Below are 18077 nucleotides of genomic sequence, written 5' to 3' on the forward strand. Positions count from 1 at the left end.
ATCCTTTTTGCCGGCTTTCGCCGAAGGGAAGCTACTTGCGCGGACGTTCTCGCTCACGCACGACATCCTTCGCCCGCTTGTCGGACCTGAGCCCGAGGTAGACGGGCTGGCGCAGTTCGCCCTTGCTCGTCCACTGCGCAAATTTGACCTCGGCGACCAACGAGGGCTTGACCCAGGTCGTGGCGGCCTCGTCCTTCACTTTGGCAGGGAAGGGTGATTTCGGGATCGTCAGCTTCACGAGCTTGGCGTGGAGGTCTTCCAGGACCTTGTGGCTGAAGCCAGTGCCAACATGTCCGATATAGCGCCATGTGTCGTCTTCCCGCACGGCGAGGACCAGGGCGCCGAAGTATGGTCTTGTACGCCTCGGCGCCGTGAAGCCCGCGATCACCACTTCCTGCCGCTTTGCTGTCTTGATCTTCAGCCAATCCGCCGTCCGGCTTCCGGACGCATACGCGCTGTCGGCGCGCTTCGCCATGACGCCTTCCAGACCCTTCCGCTCGGCCTCGGCGAAGAATTTCATGCCGTTCGCTTTGCGGTGATGGCTGAAGGCGATCAACTTGTCGCGCGGCAGTATTGCCTTCAACCGCTTCTTCCGCTCGAGGAGGGGGTGGTTGCGCAAGTCCGCTGCGTTCTCAAACATGAGATCGAAGGCGCAGTACAGCAGCTTCGCCTCATGGCGCAGCGCGTTTTGAAGCAACTGGAAATGTGAGACGCCATCCTTACCGATCGCGACAAGCTCACCATCGATCACGGCGTCGCCCTTCACGCCCTCCAGCGCTTTGGCGACCTCAATATAGCTGCGGCTGATTATCTTGCCGTTGCGGCTGTAGAGCGCAACTTTGCCCCGCCGGATTTCCGCGATCATCCGGAAGCCGTCGTACTTGTCCTCGAAAACCCAGCTGGGGTCGTCGAACGGCGCCTCGGTAAGCGTAGCAAGCATCGGCTGCAGGCGCTTGGGCAGGGTCGACATCCGGCTCATTCAAGGCCAATCCTTAAGAGCGCGTTGCGAAATGCATGGACGTCCTTCAAGGATTGGGGAACGCTTCGGGGCCGCGTCGTGTTCCGCAGGCATGGTGGCGTGCGAGACGTTGACGATCGACGAGGGCGGATCAGACCGATGGCCAGAAAACTGAAGACCTATCAGACCTCGCTGGGCTTCTTCGATCTGGCGATCGCCGCTCCCTCCATGAAAGCGGCCCTCGAAGCCTGGGGCGCTGACAGCAATCTCTTCCACCAGGGCGCGGCGAAGGAAAGCGACGATCCGGACGTCATCGAGGCGACTATGGCTGCGCCGGGCATCGTTCTGAAGAGACCCGTCGGCTCCAACGGGCCATTCAGGGAGCATGCCGAGCTACCTACCGACCTTGCCAGCGGCAGCTCAAAGAAGACAGGCCGCCGTCAACCGCGGAAGCCTTCTAAGCGGGCCCACGACGATGCGGCCGACCGGAAGGCTGCACTTGCTTTAGAGAAGGAGCAGATGCAACGGGAGCGCGAACGTGCCAAGGAGGAGGCCGTCCGGCAGAAGGAGCGTGAGCGACGGCAGCACGCCGTCGACAAGGCGCAAAGTGCCTTGGACGCGGCCCGTCGCAAGCACGAAGAAAAGGCCGCTGACATTCAACAACAGCTCGAAGTTCTTGAGGAAAGCGCGCGGGACGAGGAAGCGCGTTGGGAAAAGGAGAAGGCCCGGTTGGAAGTCGCGTTACGACGCGCGCGAGGCTAGGTCTCAAAGTGCGACCATCTCGTGTCTTAGCGTTGACGCCTGATTTGCCGCCGAGACCGGAAATTGCCAGACTCTAAACTGCCAAGTCGCGAGCCTTAGCAGTTGCGCTCTTCCCGCAAGATGCGCTCCAGATCATCCTCGAAGATATTTTGCGTTGCTTCAAAGAGAGCCAGGAGCTTCAGAGCTTCTGCGATGTTTGCGCCACCCTTGCGGACCATCCGTTGCTGCCTTTCGACGATCTGACGTCCTTTGGCAACATGGTGACGGGCAAGGATGACACGTTCGGAATAATGAGACATTGGTGGCTCCTGCTGCAGGCGGGAGCGCGATTGGTCTCTCAGTCACCGGTGCCCGCGGGCAGAGTGCCTTTGCCGGTGATGACCAGATCATACTCCGTTTCGCGAATTCGGACACTGTCCAATTCAAGCAGGTCAATCTTGAATGGTGGGTCTCGAGCGGGCGCGCTCAGACTGGGCGCTCGCTGGTAACTATCGGTCGGAAACCGCCCGCCCTGCGGCCTCATTGACCTTTGCGCGGTCCCGCCTGTCCTCCGGAGACAGCTCCATAACCGCTCGATGGAGCTCCGCAGGGATCGTCAGCGGACTATCGAGCGGCTTTTCCGCCCACTCCCAGAAGCGGTCAAAGGCATCCATTACAGATCCTCCCGAAGCCCCCTGAAGAAGGGATGACGGACTTTTCCCTCCGCTGATTTTGCACGGTACTCTATCTCGGCCAGCAGCTTGGGCTCGACCCAGATTCCTTTGTGCGCAATCCGCTTTGCATAAGGCTGCGTCTTGCGGATCAGCGGCTTCAGACGCTTCTGAAGGTCGGCGGCTGATGCCTTGTCGAATCCATGGTCCACCTTCCCGGCGTATATTAGATCGTCGCCCTTACGCCGGCCGACGTAGATGCCGTCCCACTTCGTTCCATCGAGCGCGAAACCCGCAATAGTCAGGGTCTCACGCTGCACGCAGGTCTTCTTGACCCAGTCATTCGTGCGTCCGGCCGGATAGGCGCCGTCCCGGACCTTCGAGACGACACCTTCGAGGCCAAGCTTGCAGGCGTGCGCAAACATCTCGCGGCCGTCTATCGCGAAGCTTTCGCTGAACTGGATGTCGGTGCCGGTCAGGATCTTCTTGAGTTCGGCCTTGCGCTGAAAAAGCGGTAGCTTCCGGATATCTCGGCCGTTCAGATAGAGCAGATCGAACGCCACGAGCACGATGCTCCTCGACTTACCCTTGAGCTCGTTCTGCAGGACCGAGAAGTCGGTCGTGCCATCGGCAGCTGGCACCACGATCTCGCCGTCCACCACCGCAGAGTTCGCCTTGATCCGCCAGGCGTCATGAGCGACCTTCTTGAAGCGGTGCGTCCAATCGTGGCCGCGCCGGGTGGAGATCTTCGCCGTCTCGTTGGCCAGATGGACCTGAACACGGTAGCCGTCGAACTTGATTTCGTGGATCCAGCGCTCTCCCGACGGCACTTTCTCTGTCGAGGATGCCAGGGCCGGTTCGATGAAGGCGGGGAAAGGCGCCTTGACGCCGATAGCCGCCGGCTTGTTACGCTGAAACGCCACTGAAGAACTCCACGCTACAGCCGATTCAAATTGGCACAGTTCGAATCGTTCCGGAACCTGCGAATCCCTGTCGCGTTGCTTCGATGTCCCAACAGGAGGCACCGATGGCGGCAGCGAAGAAGAGCAAAACGGCGCGCGGACGAAAGCAGGACCGGGCGCGGGTGGCAGGCGGGCAGGACTACGAAGTGCAGTACGAGGCGAAGAAGACCGGAAAGTCGGCGCCGGCGGTGAAAAAGGCCGTCAAAAAGGTCGGCAACGCGCGCAAGCGGGTGGAGAAACGGCTAGGCCGCTGAGTAGCAGACGGGTCGGCGTCGGTGCTTAGCGCGGGTCCTCCTCGTCAGGGGGGCATTCTGGGCAGGTATCGCCAATCGAGTCGAGCACGTCGTGAAGCGCGGCCTCCGCGGCTTGACGGGAGACGTCTGCTGGCGGGTCTCGACGGGCAATATCGAAGGCTCGCTCTCGTGCATGCGGATCGGCGCGGTCCTGCATCCAACCATGCTCTTCGCATTCGCGGATGGCGCCCGCTTCCTGGAGCACGTGGATCGCCCAACCCTGCAGTGTCCGTATCGCCGGCCTTCGCTCACTGGTCATCAGCATTGAATAACTCCGAATACACGAATCTAGTGGTCCGCCGTTTGTTCCGGCTGCTAACACAAGGCTGGGATTCTCAGTCAGCAGAGGACAAGGTTTTCGCCCGTTCTGAGACCACTGTGAAATTGCCAGGCTGTTCTCGCAGGATTGCCAGCATCACTTTCGCTCAAGTCTTTTAGTGGTTGTGCGCGTGCGGCCAGGGCCGCACCGGGCTCTCGTGAACCGAGCCGCGCCGCGTCTCGGCCTGCGGCTTCGATCCCTCGCGCCAGAGCTTTGGTGCTCCTCGCCGGGGGCACTCGGAAAAGGGGCTCGCCTGCGGCGATCGTTATCACTGCCCCGTTCCCGGGTGCCCTTTTAACCGGTCTCGTCGCTGCACTCGGTCCCGCGTGCCGCCTTCGGCGTCGCTATGCTCACGCTCCTGCGGGTGCCATTTCTCTTGGGGCGATGCGCCCCTGGCGCACGCCGGATCAGGCCTGCGGCCTAAGGCAAGAAGCTGAGAGTAAGAGTGCAGGCTGGTTTTCCGTGACGGGTTACAATCTGCGAGAGAGGCTCGCGGTGCCCGTCGCGGAGACCCGCGATGTCAAACCCTAATGCTTGCGCGCGCGCCGGCCAGGACCGGGCGAACCTCTACAACGAAATCACCGACAAGATCATCGCCGAGCTTGAGGCCGGACGCGTCCCCTGGGTTCAGCCCTGGGGTACTGCCGCGGCGAAAGCGCCGCTGGCCATGCCGAAAAATGCGTCGACCAACCGGCAATACAGTGGTGTGAACATCCTCATCCTCTGGGGAGTCGTGATCGAACGCGGATTTACCGGTCAAAGTTGGCTCACTTTCCGCCAGGCACTCTCTCTTGGCGGCCACGTTCGCAAGGGAGAGCGCGGGACTACCGTCGTCTACGCGGATCGTTTCGTGCCGAATGATGAAAAGCGCCGCGCCGCCGAGACCGGCGAAGACGCGCAGGCGATCCCGTTCCTCAAGCGATTTACCGTTTTCAACACCGATCAGTGCGAGCAACTGCCCGACGACATTGCCACCGCTGCGCCGCCGCCGCCGGCCGGCCTCATCGAACCGACGGTCGATGCCCTGATCACGGCCAGCGGAATTCCATTTCGGATCGGTGGAGATCGCGCATTCTATGCAACAGCCGAAGACTATGTTCAGGTCCCGCCGCCGCAGGCCTATTTCGAACCCATCAACTGGCACCGTACGGCCTTGCATGAACTCGGTCATGCGACTGGGCACCCGTCGCGTCTCAATCGCGACCAGAGCGGATCCTACGGTACCAAGAAATATGCCTTCGAAGAGCTGGTCGCCGAATTGAGTTCCGCGTTCAGCTGCGCGTCGCTAGGGATCGTCCCCACCGTGCGCCATGCCGACTATATCGGCTCCTGGCTCGAAGTCCTGCGTGAAGACAATCGCGCCATCGTGCGGGCCGCCTCGCAGGCGAGCAAGGCCGCGGACTATTTGCTCGGTTTCGTTCCCGGGTCCATTGAGCCCGCATCGCTGGATTCGGCTGTCGCCGATCACGAGACGGCGTGATGCCTGGCCTCGCGCGAGAGTGAGAGGAGGGGAGGCTGTTCGCGACGGGTTGGAAGCCGAGAGAGAGTCTCACGGCCACCCGTCGTGGAGAGCCAAAATGACGAAAGCCGTACAAAAGATCACGCTGTCCCCTTCTCGGGACATTCCCTTCAACAAGCTCGTGCTCGGCCAGTCGAACGTTCGCCGCGTCAAGGCCGGTGTCTCGATCGAGCAGCTAGCCGAGAGCATCGCGCAGCGTACGCTTCTGCAAGGTCTGAGTGTCCGGGCCGTCGTCGATGCAGATGGCAACGAGACCGGCATGTTCGAGGTGCCAGCGGGCGGCAGGCGCTATCGCGCTCTCGAGCTCCTGGTAAAACAGAAGCGGATGTCAAAGACGCAGGCGGTGCCGTGCGTTGTGCGTGAAGGGGGCATCGCCGAGGACGATTCGGTGGCGGAGAACGATGAGCGGGTCGGCCTGCATCCGCTTGATCAGTTTAGGGCCTTCCAGACACTCCGCGATCTCGGCATGAGCGAGGAAGACATTGCCGCGCGTCATTTCGTGAACCCTGCAATCGTCAAGCAGCGCCTGCGCCTGGCGTCGGTCTCGCCAAAGCTGCATGAGGTCTATGCCGAAGACGGCATGACCCTCGAGCAGCTCATGGCGTTCTCGGTCACGGCCGATCACGCCCGCCAGGAGCAAGTCTGGGAGAATGTCAGCCGCTCCGGTTATGACGAGCCATACCAGATCCGCCGGCTGCTCACGGAGAACACCGTGCGCGGTTCCGATCCCCGGGCCCAATTTGTGGGCCTCGATGCCTATCAGAGCGCGGGTGGCGGCGTTCTGCGGGATCTGTTCGAGCACGACGACGGCGGCTGGCTTCAGGACGTCGTCTTGCTCGACCGCCTCGTAACCGAGAAGCTCAAGGCCGAAGCTGAGACGATTGCTGCCGAAGGCTGGAAGTGGATCTCGGTCGCCGTAGATTTCCCCTACGGTCACACTCAAGGCCTACGACAAATCGAAGGCAAGCCCGTCGATCTCTCGCCTGAGGAGCAGGCCACCATCGATGCGCTGAACGCCGAGCAAGCCAAGCTGGAAGTCGACTACCGGGATGCCGACGAGTTGCCCGACGAGGTCGATCAGCGTCTCGGCGAAATCGAGTCGGCCCTGGCTGCATTCGAAGACCGGCCGATGCTTTACGAACCGGCGGAGATCGCCCGAGCTGGTGTCTTCATCAGCATCGACTCCGAAGGACGCCTCGCCGTGGACCGGGGTTACGTCCGGCCGGAGGACGAGGTGCCGGCAACTGATCCTGATGTCGGGCAGGGCGCCGATGCGTCGTCGACCGAAGGTCTTGAAGTGGGCCCTTCCGTCCAGCGCACGGTCATCGCGGTCGCAGGCGGCGCTGCTGATGCCGAGGAGGATGATGAGGACGCGACCAAACCTTTGCCGGATCGTCTCATCATCGAGTTGACGGCGCATCGTACACTGACATTGCGTGATGCGTTGGCGGGAAATCCAGCGGTCGCGTTCCAGGCAGTTCTGCATAACTTCGTGCTGACGGCCTTTTACCGGTTCGCATCGTCCGGGAGCTGTCTTGAGATCAGCCTTCGCACGCCGAACTTTCCCGCCCAAGCTCCGGGGCTGAGGGAAAGCGTCTCGGCCAAAGCAGTCGAGGCGCGACATGAGGTCTGGAAGGCACGGTTGCCAAAGAGCGAGAACGATCTCTGGGATGCGCTGACGGCTCTCGATGGTGGTGCACAGGCGTCGCTGTTCGCCCACTGTGCGTCGTTTGCGGTCAACGCCGTCCATGAGCCAGCCAATCGCTACAATCAGGGTCGCGTCTCCGCCCATGGCGTTCGCACGCGTCTCGACCAGGCCGATGTGCTGGCGCGCGCGGTCGGGCTCGACATGGTGCAGGCCGGCTGGCGACCGACCGTCGACAACTATCTCGGCCGGGTTACCAAGCCGCGTATTCTGGATGCCGTGCGGCAGGCCAAGGGCGAGTCGTCGGCGCAACTGATCGACCATCTGAAGAAGGCCGACATGGCCAAGGAGGCTGAACGACTTCTGGATGGCTCGGGTTGGTTGCCGGAGCCGTTGCGTCTCCTCGATCCCGATGCGGCGTCAGAGCAGGAGAGCGAGGCGGGCCGGCTGCCCGAATTCCTCGCCGACGAGGAGGATCAGGAGACCGCCGCCGACGAAGATCCGCAACATCTCGACGCGGCTGAGTGATCATCACAGAGCGGGGCGGCTTTGGCCGTCCCGCGGTTGCTTGGGGACCGGTGTGTAGCGCTGGTCCCCATTCTTATTGGGAACGGCGGAGAGTGAGAGTCGGGCCGGGAAGGGTTTGAGCCGTCGGGGGCAAAGGAGAGCGCCTGATGGTTCGACCCATTCCTGCTCTCCGAAAGAATTCCTGCCATGACCGAATCTCTTGCCGGCGGCATCGCCACGCCGCTCTCCATGCGTGCCGCTGCAAATCTCACCTCTGCCGCTGTCAGGGCCGCGCGACAGGTCCTGACCGAGCTCGAACGCGGCCGTCGCATCGATGCCGCTGTTCTGCGTAGCGCCATGGAGTCTGCCTTTGGCGCCTCGGACACGGCCGGCGTTTGGAATTGGAAGACCGCCTATGACGTCTGCGAGGCGGCAGCCGTTCTGTTCCTTCGCAAGTTCGGCCCCGCGATGCGTGCCAAGGCTGGGTCGACGGCAGCAATGCTGCCGATGCTCACGAAGATCGCTAGCTGTCTGCCGACCCACACGCGGCGTTCCGAGGACAGCCAGGCGCTTCAGCAATTCTCGACGCCGATCCCGCTTGGGCTGGCCGCATGCGCCGCGGCTGGCATTACGCCGGCCGATCGCGTTCTTGAGCCTTCTGCTGGGACCGGTTTGCTCGCCGTCTTTGCCGAGCTCGCCGGCGGCGTTCTGGTCTTGAACGAGTTGGCCGAGGCCCGCGCGGCGCTGCTCGATCATCTCTTCGCAGGCGTTAAGGTCTCGCGGTTCGATGCTGCACAGATCGACGACCACCTCGACGCGAGTGTCGTGCCGAGCGTCGTTCTGATGAACCCGCCGTTCTCGGCATTGACGAACGTAGACCGACGGATGACGGATGCGGCTCTCCGTCACATCGCTTCAGCGCTCGCGCGTCTTGGCGACGGTGGACGCCTTGTCGCCATCACTGGCGCCAGCTTCGCACCGGATAACCCGGCATGGCGAGAAGCCTTTGTGCGGCTCCAGGAACGCGGGCAGGTAGCGTTTTCTGCGGCGATCGACGGCGCCATCTACGCGAAGCACGGAACACAAATCGACACACGGCTGCTTGTGATCGACAAGCTGCCCGCTGCCGATCCGACGGCTTTTCCGGCTTCGCCAGGCATGGCGGCCGACGTCGCTACCTTGCTCGACTGGGTGAACCAGCATGTGCCTCCAAGGCTGCCCGTCGCCATATCACCGGAGATCGTCGCTATCGAGCGGCCGGCTATGTCGCGATCGCTGGGCGCCGTTGCACCACGCTCATCGTCTTCTTCGAGAGACGCCGCGCCAGAAGGCGTCGAACTTACATACGAAACGGTCGAATGGTCGCCGCCGGAAGGCACCCGGCTCACCGATGCCCTTTACGAGGAATACGGATTGCAATCGATCCGTATTCCCGGATCGTGCGCACACCCGACCAAGCTCGTGCAGTCCGCGGCGATGGCGTCCGTTGCGTCACCGAAACCATCCTATCGTCCGCACCTGCCTTCGAGTCTGGTGGCAGATGGAGTTCTGTCGGACGCCCAACTTGAGAGCGTCATCTATGCCGGCGAGGCGCATTCTGAGTTTCTCGTGGGCTCCTGGACGGTCGATGCGACCTTTGATGTTATCGCCGCCGCGCGCGATGACGCAGAGAATGCCGTCCGCTTTCGCCGCGGCTGGTTCTTGGGCGATGGCACCGGCGCGGGCAAGGGCCGGCAGGTCGCCGGGATTCTGCTCGACAACTGGCTCAAGGGCCGCCGACGTGCCGTCTGGGTCAGCAAATCCGACAAGCTGATCGAGGACGCGCAGCGCGATTGGTCCGCGCTCGGGATGGAGCGCCTGCTCGTTACGCCCTTGTCCCGGTTTCGCCAGGGCACCCGGATCCGGCTTGCGGAAGGCGTCCTATTTACCACCTACGCCACGCTACGGACCGACGAGCGTGGCGAGAAGCTTTCGCGCGTCAGGCAGATCGTCGAATGGTTGGGCTCGGACTTCGACGGAGTGATCGTCTTCGACGAGAGCCACGCCATGCAGAATGCGATCGGGGGCAAGGGCGAGCGTGGTGACCAAGCGGCCTCTCAGCAGGGGCGCGCGGGCTTGAGGCTCCAGCACGCGCTGCCGAATGCCCGCGTGGTCTATGTGTCGGCGACGGGCGCAACCACGGTCCACAATCTCGCTTATGCCCAACGCCTCGGCCTTTGGGGCGGCGCCGACTTTCCGTTCGCCACCCGTGCCGAGTTCGTCGAAGCGATCGAGGAGGGTGGGGTCGCGGCCATGGAGGTGCTGGCGCGCGACCTCAAGGCGCTCGGCCTCTACGCAGCCCGCTCGCTCTCTTACGAGGGCGTCGAGTACGAGCTTGTTGAGCACCAACTGACGCCGGAGCAGGTCCGCATTTACGACGCCTATGCCGGTGCGTTCAGCGTCATCCATAATAACCTGGACGCGGCGATGCGGGCCGCCAACATCACCGGCGCAACGGGAACGCTGAACGGGCAGGCCAAATCTGCGGCACGCTCCGCCTTCGAAAGCGCGAAGCAGCGCTTCTTCGGTCACCTCCTGACCTCGATGAAGACCCCGTCACTGATCCGTGCGATCGAGAACGATCTTGAGGCTGGGCACGCCGCGGTCATCCAGATCGTGTCGACGGGCGAAGCGCTGATGGAGCGCCGGCTCGCGGAGATTCCAACTGAAGAATGGGGCGACGTCCAGGTCGACATCACCCCGCGCGAGTATGTCCTCGACTACCTCGCCCACTCCTTCCCGGTCCAGCTCTACGAACCCTTCACCGACTCGGAAGGTAACCTCTGCTCCCGGCCTGTCTATCGCGACGGCCAGCCGGTCGAGAGCCGGGAAGCCGTCGCACGCCGTGACCGCCTCATCGAGAAGCTTGCCTCGCTGCCGCCGGTACCTGGGGCACTGGATCAGGTCATCCAGCGCTTCGGCACCGAACTGGTCGCCGAGGTGACGGGCCGCTCGCGCCGCGTCATCCGCAAGGGCGACCGGCTGGTGGTCGAAAACCGCGCAGGCTCGGCCAATCTCGCCGAGACCTCGGCCTTCATGGATGACGTCAAGCGCATCCTCGTGTTCTCCGACGCCGGCGGCACGGGGCGGAGTTACCATGCCGAACTGTCGGCGCGGAATCGCCGGTTGCGCGTCCATTACCTGCTCGAGCCCGGCTGGAAGGCCGACGCCGCGATCCAAGGCCTTGGCCGCACCAACCGGACCAACCAGGCGCAGCCGCCGCTGTTTCGTCCGATTGCGACAGACGTGAAGGCCGAGAAGCGCTTTCTCAGCACCATTGCCCGCCGGCTCGATACGTTGGGAGCCATTACGCGCGGCCAACGTCAGACCGGAGGACAGGGCCTGTTCCGGCCCGAGGACAATCTCGAAAGCCAGTATGGACGTGATGCGTTGCGTCAGCTCTACACGCTGCTCGCGCGAGGCAAGGTCGACGGTTGCTCGCTTGGGAGGTTCGAGGATGCAACCGGTCTGAAGCTCATGGATGCCAATGGGCTCAGGAATGACCTGCCGCCGATCACGACCTTTCTGAACAGGTTATTGGCGCTCACCATCGACCTCCAGAATGTGCTGTTCACCGCCTTCGAGCAGCTCTTGACCGCTCGGATCGAAGGCGCGGTTGCATCCGGCACCTACGACGTCGGGTTGGAAACACTCCGTGCCGAGAGCCTTGTCGTCACCGACCGGCGGACGATCTATGACCAGCGGGGGACCGGCGCCGAGACCCGGCTGCTCACTGTCACACAGCGCCAGCGCAATCATCCGGTGAGTCTGGATGACGCTCTTGCTCGTCTTTCCGATCGTCAGGCCGTCCTGCTGGTCAATGAGCGCTCGGGACGAGCCGCCGTGCAGGTCCCCGCGGCGAGCGTCATGCTCGATGACGGCGAGATCGAGCGGCGCGTCCGTCTGATCCGGCCGATGGATCAGCACACGGTCCCCTTGAGCATGATGGCGGAGAGCCACTGGATCGAAGCGGACCGTGGGCGCTTCGCTGCGGCCTGGGTGGCGGAGCTTGCCGAGGTGCCCCAGTTCACGGAAAGCACGATCCACGTTGTGGCGGGCTTGCTGCTCCCTATCTGGAAGCGGCTGCCGAACGAATCAACCCGCGTCTATCGGCTCCAGACCGATGCGGGCGAACGCATCATCGGACGCAAGTTTTCGGCCACATGGGTCGCAAACGTCCTTTCGAGGGACGCGCCCGCGCTGACGCCGGACGCTGCCTTTGCCGCGCTGATGGAGGGACGCACCGTCCTCGACCTCGCGGAGGAACTCCAACTTCGCCGCGTCCGGGTGATGGGCGCCTATCGCATCGAGCTGTCCGGATTCAACGACACGATACGCGATCGCCTCCGTGCTTACGGCCTCTTTGGGGAGATCATCTCCTGGAAGCTGCGCATGTTCGTACCCACGGACGCGAGCGGCATCGAGGTCCTGTCCAGGGTGCTCGACACCTATCCGGTTACGGGCGTCAGTGAGCGGGAGGCCGCGTGATGGCCGGCGATGCTTCCGAACTGGCACGCCGCCTCTCGTGCGAGGCTGAGGCGGTGTGCCGACACTATCTCTCTAATGGCAGGCGGGCGGGGCGGTACTGGCTGGTCGGCGACGTCTACAATACGCCGGGCCGCTCGTTGTTCGTGCGGCTGCACGAATCACCGAAGGGACCCGCTGGGAAATGGACCGACGCCGCGACCGGAGAACATGGTGATCTCCTCGACATCATCCGCGAAAGTCTGGCCTTGCGAGACTTTCGCGAGGTCGCCGAGGAGGCGAGGCGCTTTCTGAAGCTGCCTCGTTCCGAGGAGCAATCACTCCCGAGGCCCGTTCGTCCAGTCGCGCCGGCCGGATCGCAGGAAGCCGCTCGTCGGCTCTTTGCGATATCCAACCCGATTGAAGGGACATTAGCCGAGGCGTACTTGCAGCGTCGCGGAATTAGTTGCATCAACCATGGTGGCAGCTTGCGCTTCCATCCTCGTTGCTACTATCGACCGGATGAGCATTCGTCGACCGAAACCTGGCCGGCGATGATAGCCTGTGTCACCGACCTCGATGGACGGATCACCGGCGTGCACCGCACCTGGCTAGATCCACACGGTTTTGATCGCGTGCGGCTCGGCAAGGCTCCGATCGACACACCACGACGCGCCATGGGTGACCTGCTCGGCAACGCCGTTCGCTTCGGCGTGGTCGATGATGTGCTCGCTGCCGGCGAGGGAATCGAGACCATGCTGTCACTGCGTTACGCACTGCCGGCCCTGCCCATGGCGGCCGCGCTTTCGGCTAATCATCTCGCAGCGATGATGCTGCCATCTGGCCTGCGTCGGCTCTATATCGCCCGCGATGACGATGCTGCCGGAGATACCGTACAGGCGATTCTCACGCAGCGCGCGGTAGAGGCCGGCGTTGAAGCGATTCCGCTGTCGCCTCGGGTGGGCGATTTCAACGAAGATCTGCACATCTTTGGCCTCGAAGCCCTCCGCGCATCGTTGCGGCTTCAGCTCGTACCAGAGGACGTCGTCCGTTTGCTGCATTCGTCGTTGGCAACCGCGGAATAGCCCCGGCAATTCGATGGGCATCGACAGGTCGGTCGCGGTGCGGCCACTGCCGGGAGAGCACGCGACCACGGCCTTCTAGAGGGCGATCGGACGGCAAGCGGCTCGGACCGGCAATGGCTGCGTCCGGCTATTTTCCGCCGCGCGCCGGCGACGAGAAGACACATTAGCCATCTGGCGAGCGCGCTTTGCATCGCGAAGCAAAATAGCCCGGCCTCCGCCATCCTCCGCTGCGCTTCGGCCCTCCGCTCTGCTCCGGGTTCTGGCCCGTTCCGCCTGCCGTCTGAGTGATCGCCACGAAGGCCGCGATGGTCGCGGCCGATCCGGCAAAGGATCGCCTCCATGACCGACCACGATGACATCGAACCACCGCACGACGCATCTCCGACCGAACACGTTCTTGCCGAATTGCAGCTCTTCGGTTACCGCCCCTTCGACGACCAGCCCGATCCACGGCCGCTTCCCGACGGCAGGATCATTACCGGTGCCGTCGTCGATATCTTCGATGCCCTGGTCGCGACGTTGAGCGACACGCGGCTCGAGCCGGACCTCGACGATCTGCTCTGGTCGACCGTCAACCTGTTCCACCGAGCCGTCGACCGCATCGGTCGCCAACTCGACGACAACGAACAGGCGCAACGGAAGAGTCAGCGCGAGCAGGACGGTTCCGAAGTTCGATCCGTCGAACTCGAACGCATCACGGCGGAAGGCACCACGTTGATCGAGCGACGCAACTGCCTGGAGCTCTTCCGTGACCAAGCCATCGAACGCTTCGAGACTCACACCGGCACATTATGGCGCCCCCGATCGGGATCGCTGGTGAACCACCGCACCCTGACCGCGGCGATGATCGACTCCCGCGACTTCATCGCAGCCAAGCGCCGCGCCGAGACCGAGATCCTGCTGCCCTCAGGGCCAAAGATCGCGCTCACCGGAGGGCTCGACTTCAACGACCACCACCTCATCTGGGATCGTCTCGACAAGGTTCATGCCAAGCATCCCGACATGGTCCTGCTGCATGGCGGCTCCCCGAGGGGGGCCGAACTGATCGCCTCGAAATGGGCGAGCAACCGCAAAGTGGCCCAGATCGCCTTCAAGCCCGACTGGACGAGGCACGCCAAGGCAGCACCGTTCAAGCGCAACGATGCCATGCTCGAACTCCTGCCGATCGGCGTCATGCACTTCCCGGGCACGGGCATCCAGGACAACCTCGCCGACAAGGCGAAACGGCTCGGCATCCCGGTCTGGATGTTCGGCGGCGCATGAGCGCCGTCTGCTCAACTGAAGTCTTTGAGGCGAAATTGCTCCCGCCGCAACTCCGCCTCGTTTCAGTCTCATATCCAGAGTTGCGCCGTGGTGGTGGTGGAAGGCGCGACTGGTAGATCTATGCACATGGAGCCACCACCATGCTCGCTATTGGGCTTGTTCTCAACACACTCGGCATCGGTCTGTTCTGCTGGGCGATCATTGCGCTTGCCGTGTATGCCCTGCCGTTTTTTGTCGCACTCATTATCGGGATGATGACGTTTCACAGCGACGCCGGCCTCATTGGCGCCATGCTTATCGCGACGGCCGGCGGTGCGCTGACGCTGGTCCTCGGCCAGGTCGCCTTTGCTGTTACTCGGTCCTCGGCCTTGCGCATCGCGATCGCAACAGCATTCGCTGTTCCCGCCGCCGTCGCCGGCTATCATGTGGTGTTCGCCGTGTCCAATATCGGGGTGCCCTCGCTGGCTTGGCGTGAAGTCTTCGCTTCCTTGGGCGCGGTTTGCGTTGGCGGCACGGCGATGACGCGCTTGGTGGTTTTGGCGAAGACCCGCCCGTTCGAGCCCGATGTGGTGGTGGAGAAACCGTCCTAGCCAATTCTTACGGCCGCATGGCCCCAGGGGCGATCGCTTACCGCTGCCATGTCGAATAGCTTCGTTTCGCGTAGATCGGCGCGGTGAACGGGATGATCGAACTTGAGCGCGGAGATCTCGTCCTGCTCGGAATTCATCGATCAAGCTGCCGACATTCGGTCTGGCCCACGCAGCCGCGGCAGAACGATCTTATCTCGATCCGTTCTTGGGAGACGATACCGCCTTTTGCAGGAGATTGTTTCTCTTTCCCCGCTGAATCGTTCACGCCTCTTGTTCATCAAAACCGAGATAGCCACGCTTCTCCAGATATCGTGGTTCAGCACGCGGACGCACGTGGCCTCGTTGATGGCTTGATCTGGCCGAAGACCGGCTTCGCCTCGATCGTCTGAGCCGCAACGCCGTTGATGCGACTTTCTTCCCCTGGGCTTCGCCCATTCCTCGCGAGGCAAGAAAGTCGCCACAACGACGTCCTCCGCTGCGCTCCGGCCCGAGCGGGTGCGTCGCCGATCGTCCTCGGCCCTAGATCGCCATCGAGGCCGCGGTGGTCGCGGGCTCGAAACACAACAGGAGAAGTGACATGGCTAACATCGGTTCTTTCAAGAAGGTCGGTAACGAATTCCAGGGCGAGATCGTCACCCTGAGCCTGAAGGCCAAGGGCGTCCGCATCGTCGCCGAGACCAACCGCTCCAATGACAACGCCCCCAGCCACCGCATCTATGTGGGCCGGGCGGAGATCGGCGCAGCCTGGTCGAAGCGTTCCGAGGAAGGCCGCGACTACCTCTCGCTCAAGCTCGACGATCCTTCCTTCAACGCGCCGATCTACGCGAACCTGTTCGACGACGAAGGCGGTGAAGGCTACACCCTGCTCTGGTCGCGGCCGCGCAAGACCGGCGAGTAGGCCACTTCATCAAGCCCCGTCCGGTCTGCCGGGCGGGGCTTCCCATCCTTCCAGGCGTCAGTGAGCGCGAACCGGCCGCCGGATCGAGCGGGTCGGCTCAATCACTCGGCCTGCCCCCGAGTCCTTTTCTTGGTGCTTGTGGGCGGGCGAGTGAGCAGGTCGGCGGCCTCGACACCCAGGCTGCGAGCGAGCCGATCGACAACGTCGATACCCGCCGCATAAACGCTTCGCTCGAGTGCGCTGATATAAGTGCGGTCAATTTCAGCACGATGAGCCAATTCCTCCTGTGACAAACCACGGGCCTGCCGGAGCTTCCGCAAATTGATTGCAAGTATCTCGCGTATATCCATACGCGAGAGGGCATGTCCTTGAAGAGTATTTCACCACGGAGTATTTTCGACAAAACGCGATCCGGACGGCTTCCGCGACAATTTTGGCGCTTCTGCTCCTTCCTGCCCGCGTGTTAGAAATTGTCTAAACTAAGGCGTGGAGTCTTATGAGGAAGCCGCCGCTCGACCCAGGCGTCGCCGACGCTGCGCCTGCAGATCAAATTCTCACTGCCTACGATGAGCAGCATGTCGTGACCTACATGCGCCTTCTGCAGGCCGAAAGCCAAGGGGCTGACTGGATGGAAGTCGCTCGAGTGGTGCTGCATATCGATCCGGTGCGGGAGCCGGACCGTGCGCGAAGCGCATATCAGAGTCATCTCGCGCGCGCCAAATGGGTGACCGAGCAGGGACGCCTCTTGCGCGGCACCGGCTCAAAATAGAAGAAAACCGCCGGCCGGCGACTTGCAGGCAGAACTATTTTCTTTTGCTGATCGGTGGTCATTCCGGTGCACCACGTGGTGCCAAACTAGGGGCTTCCTACAACCGCCTCGTTCATACCTATTGCGGCGCAATCGTTGTTAGCAGCGTGCAATGGGGCGGAAGCAATGCCTGAATTCGACTGGCGGTCGCCGGAATCCTACAAGAGCCTACAAGACGCCGAAATCACCGACATCGCCTGGGAATGTCTCCGCCGCAACGCCGGTTACCGGCGTGAGTACGAGGTGATGATTGCCAACAGCCCGAACGGCGAAGTGACTGACGAATTCAGGAGGAGGTGGGGCCTCTGCTTTCGCCCATGACCCGCGGCGGTCGTTCGATGAGCAGACGATCTTTTGGGCGCCTGAGGTTCTAGCGGCGGTCGTTCCGGTCAAGGTTGCCTCGGCCGCCGATCGCAGTTCAGCGCCTCAACCGCTGCTTGACCTTGCAGCAGGCCAGATGCGCCGCGCCGCCGACGGCTGGCACGCCGTGCTGCGCATCGGTGCAGTGGATCACCGTGTCTGGTCCAAGGATCCACCGGTGCTTGGCGCGTCATATGCAGCCGAACTGCCATTTGACGGCGATTTCGGCGCGCGTGCGTATGCAGCCCGCCGGCTGTGGCGCGCGATGAATGGACGCGCACCAGGTCCTGCCTTTCACCAACTATCTAAACAGCGGCGCGAACGCTTGAGCGCCGCGATCCGTGCGCTTGATGCTCGCAGCGCCGGCGGAAGCTATCGCGTTATCGCCGAAGCGCTCTTCGGCAAAAAGCGAATCCCCGACCGTGCCTGGAAGACCCATGATCTGCGCAATCGAACAATCCGCTTGGTGCAAGGCGGCCTTGCGTTGATGCGCGGTGGTTACCGCAAACTTCTGCGGTCCGGGCGCAGGGACGAATAGCCCTTCCGGTTGGGGGGTATCGAAAGCGGCCCCCTCCATATTCGGCATCCCCCTCCGAGATCTTGCTTCTCCATGATGACCGCACACACGCCGGCCTAGCCAGGCGTAGTGCGATGTCCTCCTGGAGTCCTCAAATGCCCGATCCGATGGCCGGTCTACCACCGCGATTCCTGCGTACACCTGAGGCCGCGCGCTATCTTGGCCTGTCCGGTCGCACGCTCGAGAAGCACCGCACGTACGGTACTGGACCGACGTATCGGAAGATCGGCGGACGTGTTGTCTACGCCGTCGATGACCTGAAAGCGTGGGCTGACCGCGGCGCCAAGACGTCGACGTCCGATCCCGGGAAGGGGACGGTACTGCCGGCCAAGAAGCAGCCCGCGCTGCGCCCGTATGCGGGCCAGGAACGTCGCTGAT

At 62.8% G+C, this 18077-nt stretch carries 19 protein-coding genes; 14 read left to right on the forward strand and 5 right to left on the reverse strand.

The genetic code is table 11. The features are described from left to right. Positions 1–31: 31 nt before the first annotated feature. Positions 32–979, reverse strand: coding sequence for a non-homologous end-joining DNA ligase (gene ligD / locus X265_RS05900; RefSeq protein ID WP_006022630.1), 948 nt, complete (start codon positions 977–979; stop codon positions 32–34). Positions 980–1117: 138 nt separating this feature from the next. Between ligD (X265_RS05900) and X265_RS05905 the strand changes: the two genes are divergently transcribed. After that, positions 1118–1720 (forward strand): hypothetical protein, encoded by a 603-nt coding sequence (locus X265_RS05905; protein WP_006022629.1) that lies wholly within the window; start codon positions 1118–1120, stop codon positions 1718–1720. A gap of 95 nt (positions 1721–1815) precedes the next feature. On the opposite strand, the gene X265_RS05910 is transcribed toward X265_RS05905, so the two are convergent. Next, positions 1816–2019, reverse strand: coding sequence for a hypothetical protein (locus X265_RS05910; RefSeq protein ID WP_006022628.1), 204 nt, complete (start codon positions 2017–2019; stop codon positions 1816–1818). A gap of 353 nt (positions 2020–2372) precedes the next feature. Further along, a complete protein-coding gene (ligD, locus tag X265_RS05915) occupies positions 2373–3293 on the reverse strand; it encodes a non-homologous end-joining DNA ligase (RefSeq protein ID WP_006022626.1) in 921 nt (306 codons plus the stop codon). Between the two features lie 104 nt (positions 3294–3397). On the opposite strand from ligD (X265_RS05915), the gene X265_RS05920 reads away from it, so the two are divergent. Further along, complete coding sequence (locus X265_RS05920; protein ID WP_006022625.1) at positions 3398–3586, forward strand: DUF3606 domain-containing protein; 189 nt, start codon at positions 3398–3400, stop codon at positions 3584–3586. Positions 3587–3611: 25 nt separating this feature from the next. Here X265_RS05920 and X265_RS05925 read toward each other — a convergent pair whose 3' ends face one another. After that, positions 3612–3890 carry a hypothetical protein gene (locus tag X265_RS05925; RefSeq protein ID WP_006022624.1) on the reverse strand — a complete coding sequence of 93 codons (279 nt, stop codon included), beginning with the start codon at positions 3888–3890 and terminating at the stop codon, positions 3612–3614. A gap of 571 nt (positions 3891–4461) precedes the next feature. Here X265_RS05925 and X265_RS05930 point away from each other — a divergent pair. From X265_RS05930 to X265_RS05970, 8 genes are all read left to right on the forward strand, one after another. After that, on the forward strand, positions 4462–5424 hold the full coding sequence (locus X265_RS05930; protein ID WP_024337240.1) for an ArdC family protein: 963 nt from the start codon (positions 4462–4464) through the stop codon (positions 5422–5424). 97 nt (positions 5425–5521) lie between these two features. Next, a complete protein-coding gene (locus tag X265_RS05935; protein ID WP_006018709.1) occupies positions 5522–7636 on the forward strand; it encodes a ParB/RepB/Spo0J family partition protein in 2115 nt (704 codons plus the stop codon). A gap of 186 nt (positions 7637–7822) precedes the next feature. Then, complete coding sequence (locus X265_RS05940) at positions 7823–12142, forward strand: bifunctional class I SAM-dependent methyltransferase/DEAD/DEAH box helicase (RefSeq protein ID WP_006018710.1); 4320 nt, start codon at positions 7823–7825, stop codon at positions 12140–12142. Further along, complete coding sequence (locus X265_RS05945; RefSeq protein WP_006018711.1) at positions 12142–13203, forward strand: DUF7146 domain-containing protein; 1062 nt, start codon at positions 12142–12144, stop codon at positions 13201–13203. The genes X265_RS05940 and X265_RS05945 overlap by 1 nt, the downstream gene beginning before the upstream one ends. 339 nt (positions 13204–13542) lie before the next feature. Then, a complete protein-coding gene (locus tag X265_RS05950) occupies positions 13543–14466 on the forward strand; it encodes a DUF2493 domain-containing protein (RefSeq protein ID WP_006018712.1) in 924 nt (307 codons plus the stop codon). Between the two features lie 140 nt (positions 14467–14606). Further along, a complete protein-coding gene (locus X265_RS05955) occupies positions 14607–15056 on the forward strand; it encodes a hypothetical protein (protein ID WP_006018713.1) in 450 nt (149 codons plus the stop codon). Positions 15057–15148: 92 nt separating this feature from the next. After that, a complete protein-coding gene (locus tag X265_RS05960) occupies positions 15149–15445 on the forward strand; it encodes a hypothetical protein (RefSeq protein WP_080654815.1) in 297 nt (98 codons plus the stop codon). Between the two features lie 188 nt (positions 15446–15633). Beyond that, positions 15634–15954 carry a DUF736 domain-containing protein gene (locus X265_RS05970; RefSeq protein ID WP_006018714.1) on the forward strand — a complete coding sequence of 107 codons (321 nt, stop codon included), beginning with the start codon at positions 15634–15636 and terminating at the stop codon, positions 15952–15954. Positions 15955–16055: 101 nt separating this feature from the next. Here X265_RS05970 and X265_RS05975 read toward each other — a convergent pair whose 3' ends face one another. Next, entirely contained in the window at positions 16056–16304 is a 249-nt protein-coding gene (locus X265_RS05975) for a helix-turn-helix domain-containing protein (protein WP_024337241.1), read from the reverse strand. Between the two features lie 146 nt (positions 16305–16450). On the opposite strand from X265_RS05975, the gene X265_RS05980 reads away from it, so the two are divergent. The 4 genes from X265_RS05980 (at position 16451) to X265_RS05995 (ending at position 18076) form a co-directional block, all read left to right on the forward strand. Then, the gene (locus X265_RS05980) at positions 16451–16723 is read left to right on the forward strand and encodes a hypothetical protein (protein ID WP_006018715.1); all 273 of its coding nucleotides are present in this window, start codon (positions 16451–16453) and stop codon (positions 16721–16723) included. Between the two features lie 165 nt (positions 16724–16888). Then, on the forward strand, positions 16889–17083 hold the full coding sequence (locus tag X265_RS05985; RefSeq protein WP_006018716.1) for a transcriptional regulator domain-containing protein: 195 nt from the start codon (positions 16889–16891) through the stop codon (positions 17081–17083). Positions 17084–17219: 136 nt separating this feature from the next. Further along, positions 17220–17660, forward strand: a complete 441-nt coding sequence (locus tag X265_RS05990; protein ID WP_024337242.1) for a DUF2285 domain-containing protein — start codon at positions 17220–17222, stop codon at positions 17658–17660. 134 nt (positions 17661–17794) lie between these two features. Further along, positions 17795–18076, forward strand: coding sequence for a helix-turn-helix transcriptional regulator (locus tag X265_RS05995; protein WP_006018718.1), 282 nt, complete (start codon positions 17795–17797; stop codon positions 18074–18076). The last annotated feature ends 1 nt before the right edge of the window (position 18077 follow it).

Origin of the sequence: Bradyrhizobium guangdongense (assembly GCF_004114975.1) — a bacterium.
GTDB classification, from domain to species: Bacteria; Pseudomonadota; Alphaproteobacteria; order Rhizobiales; family Xanthobacteraceae; genus Bradyrhizobium; species Bradyrhizobium guangdongense.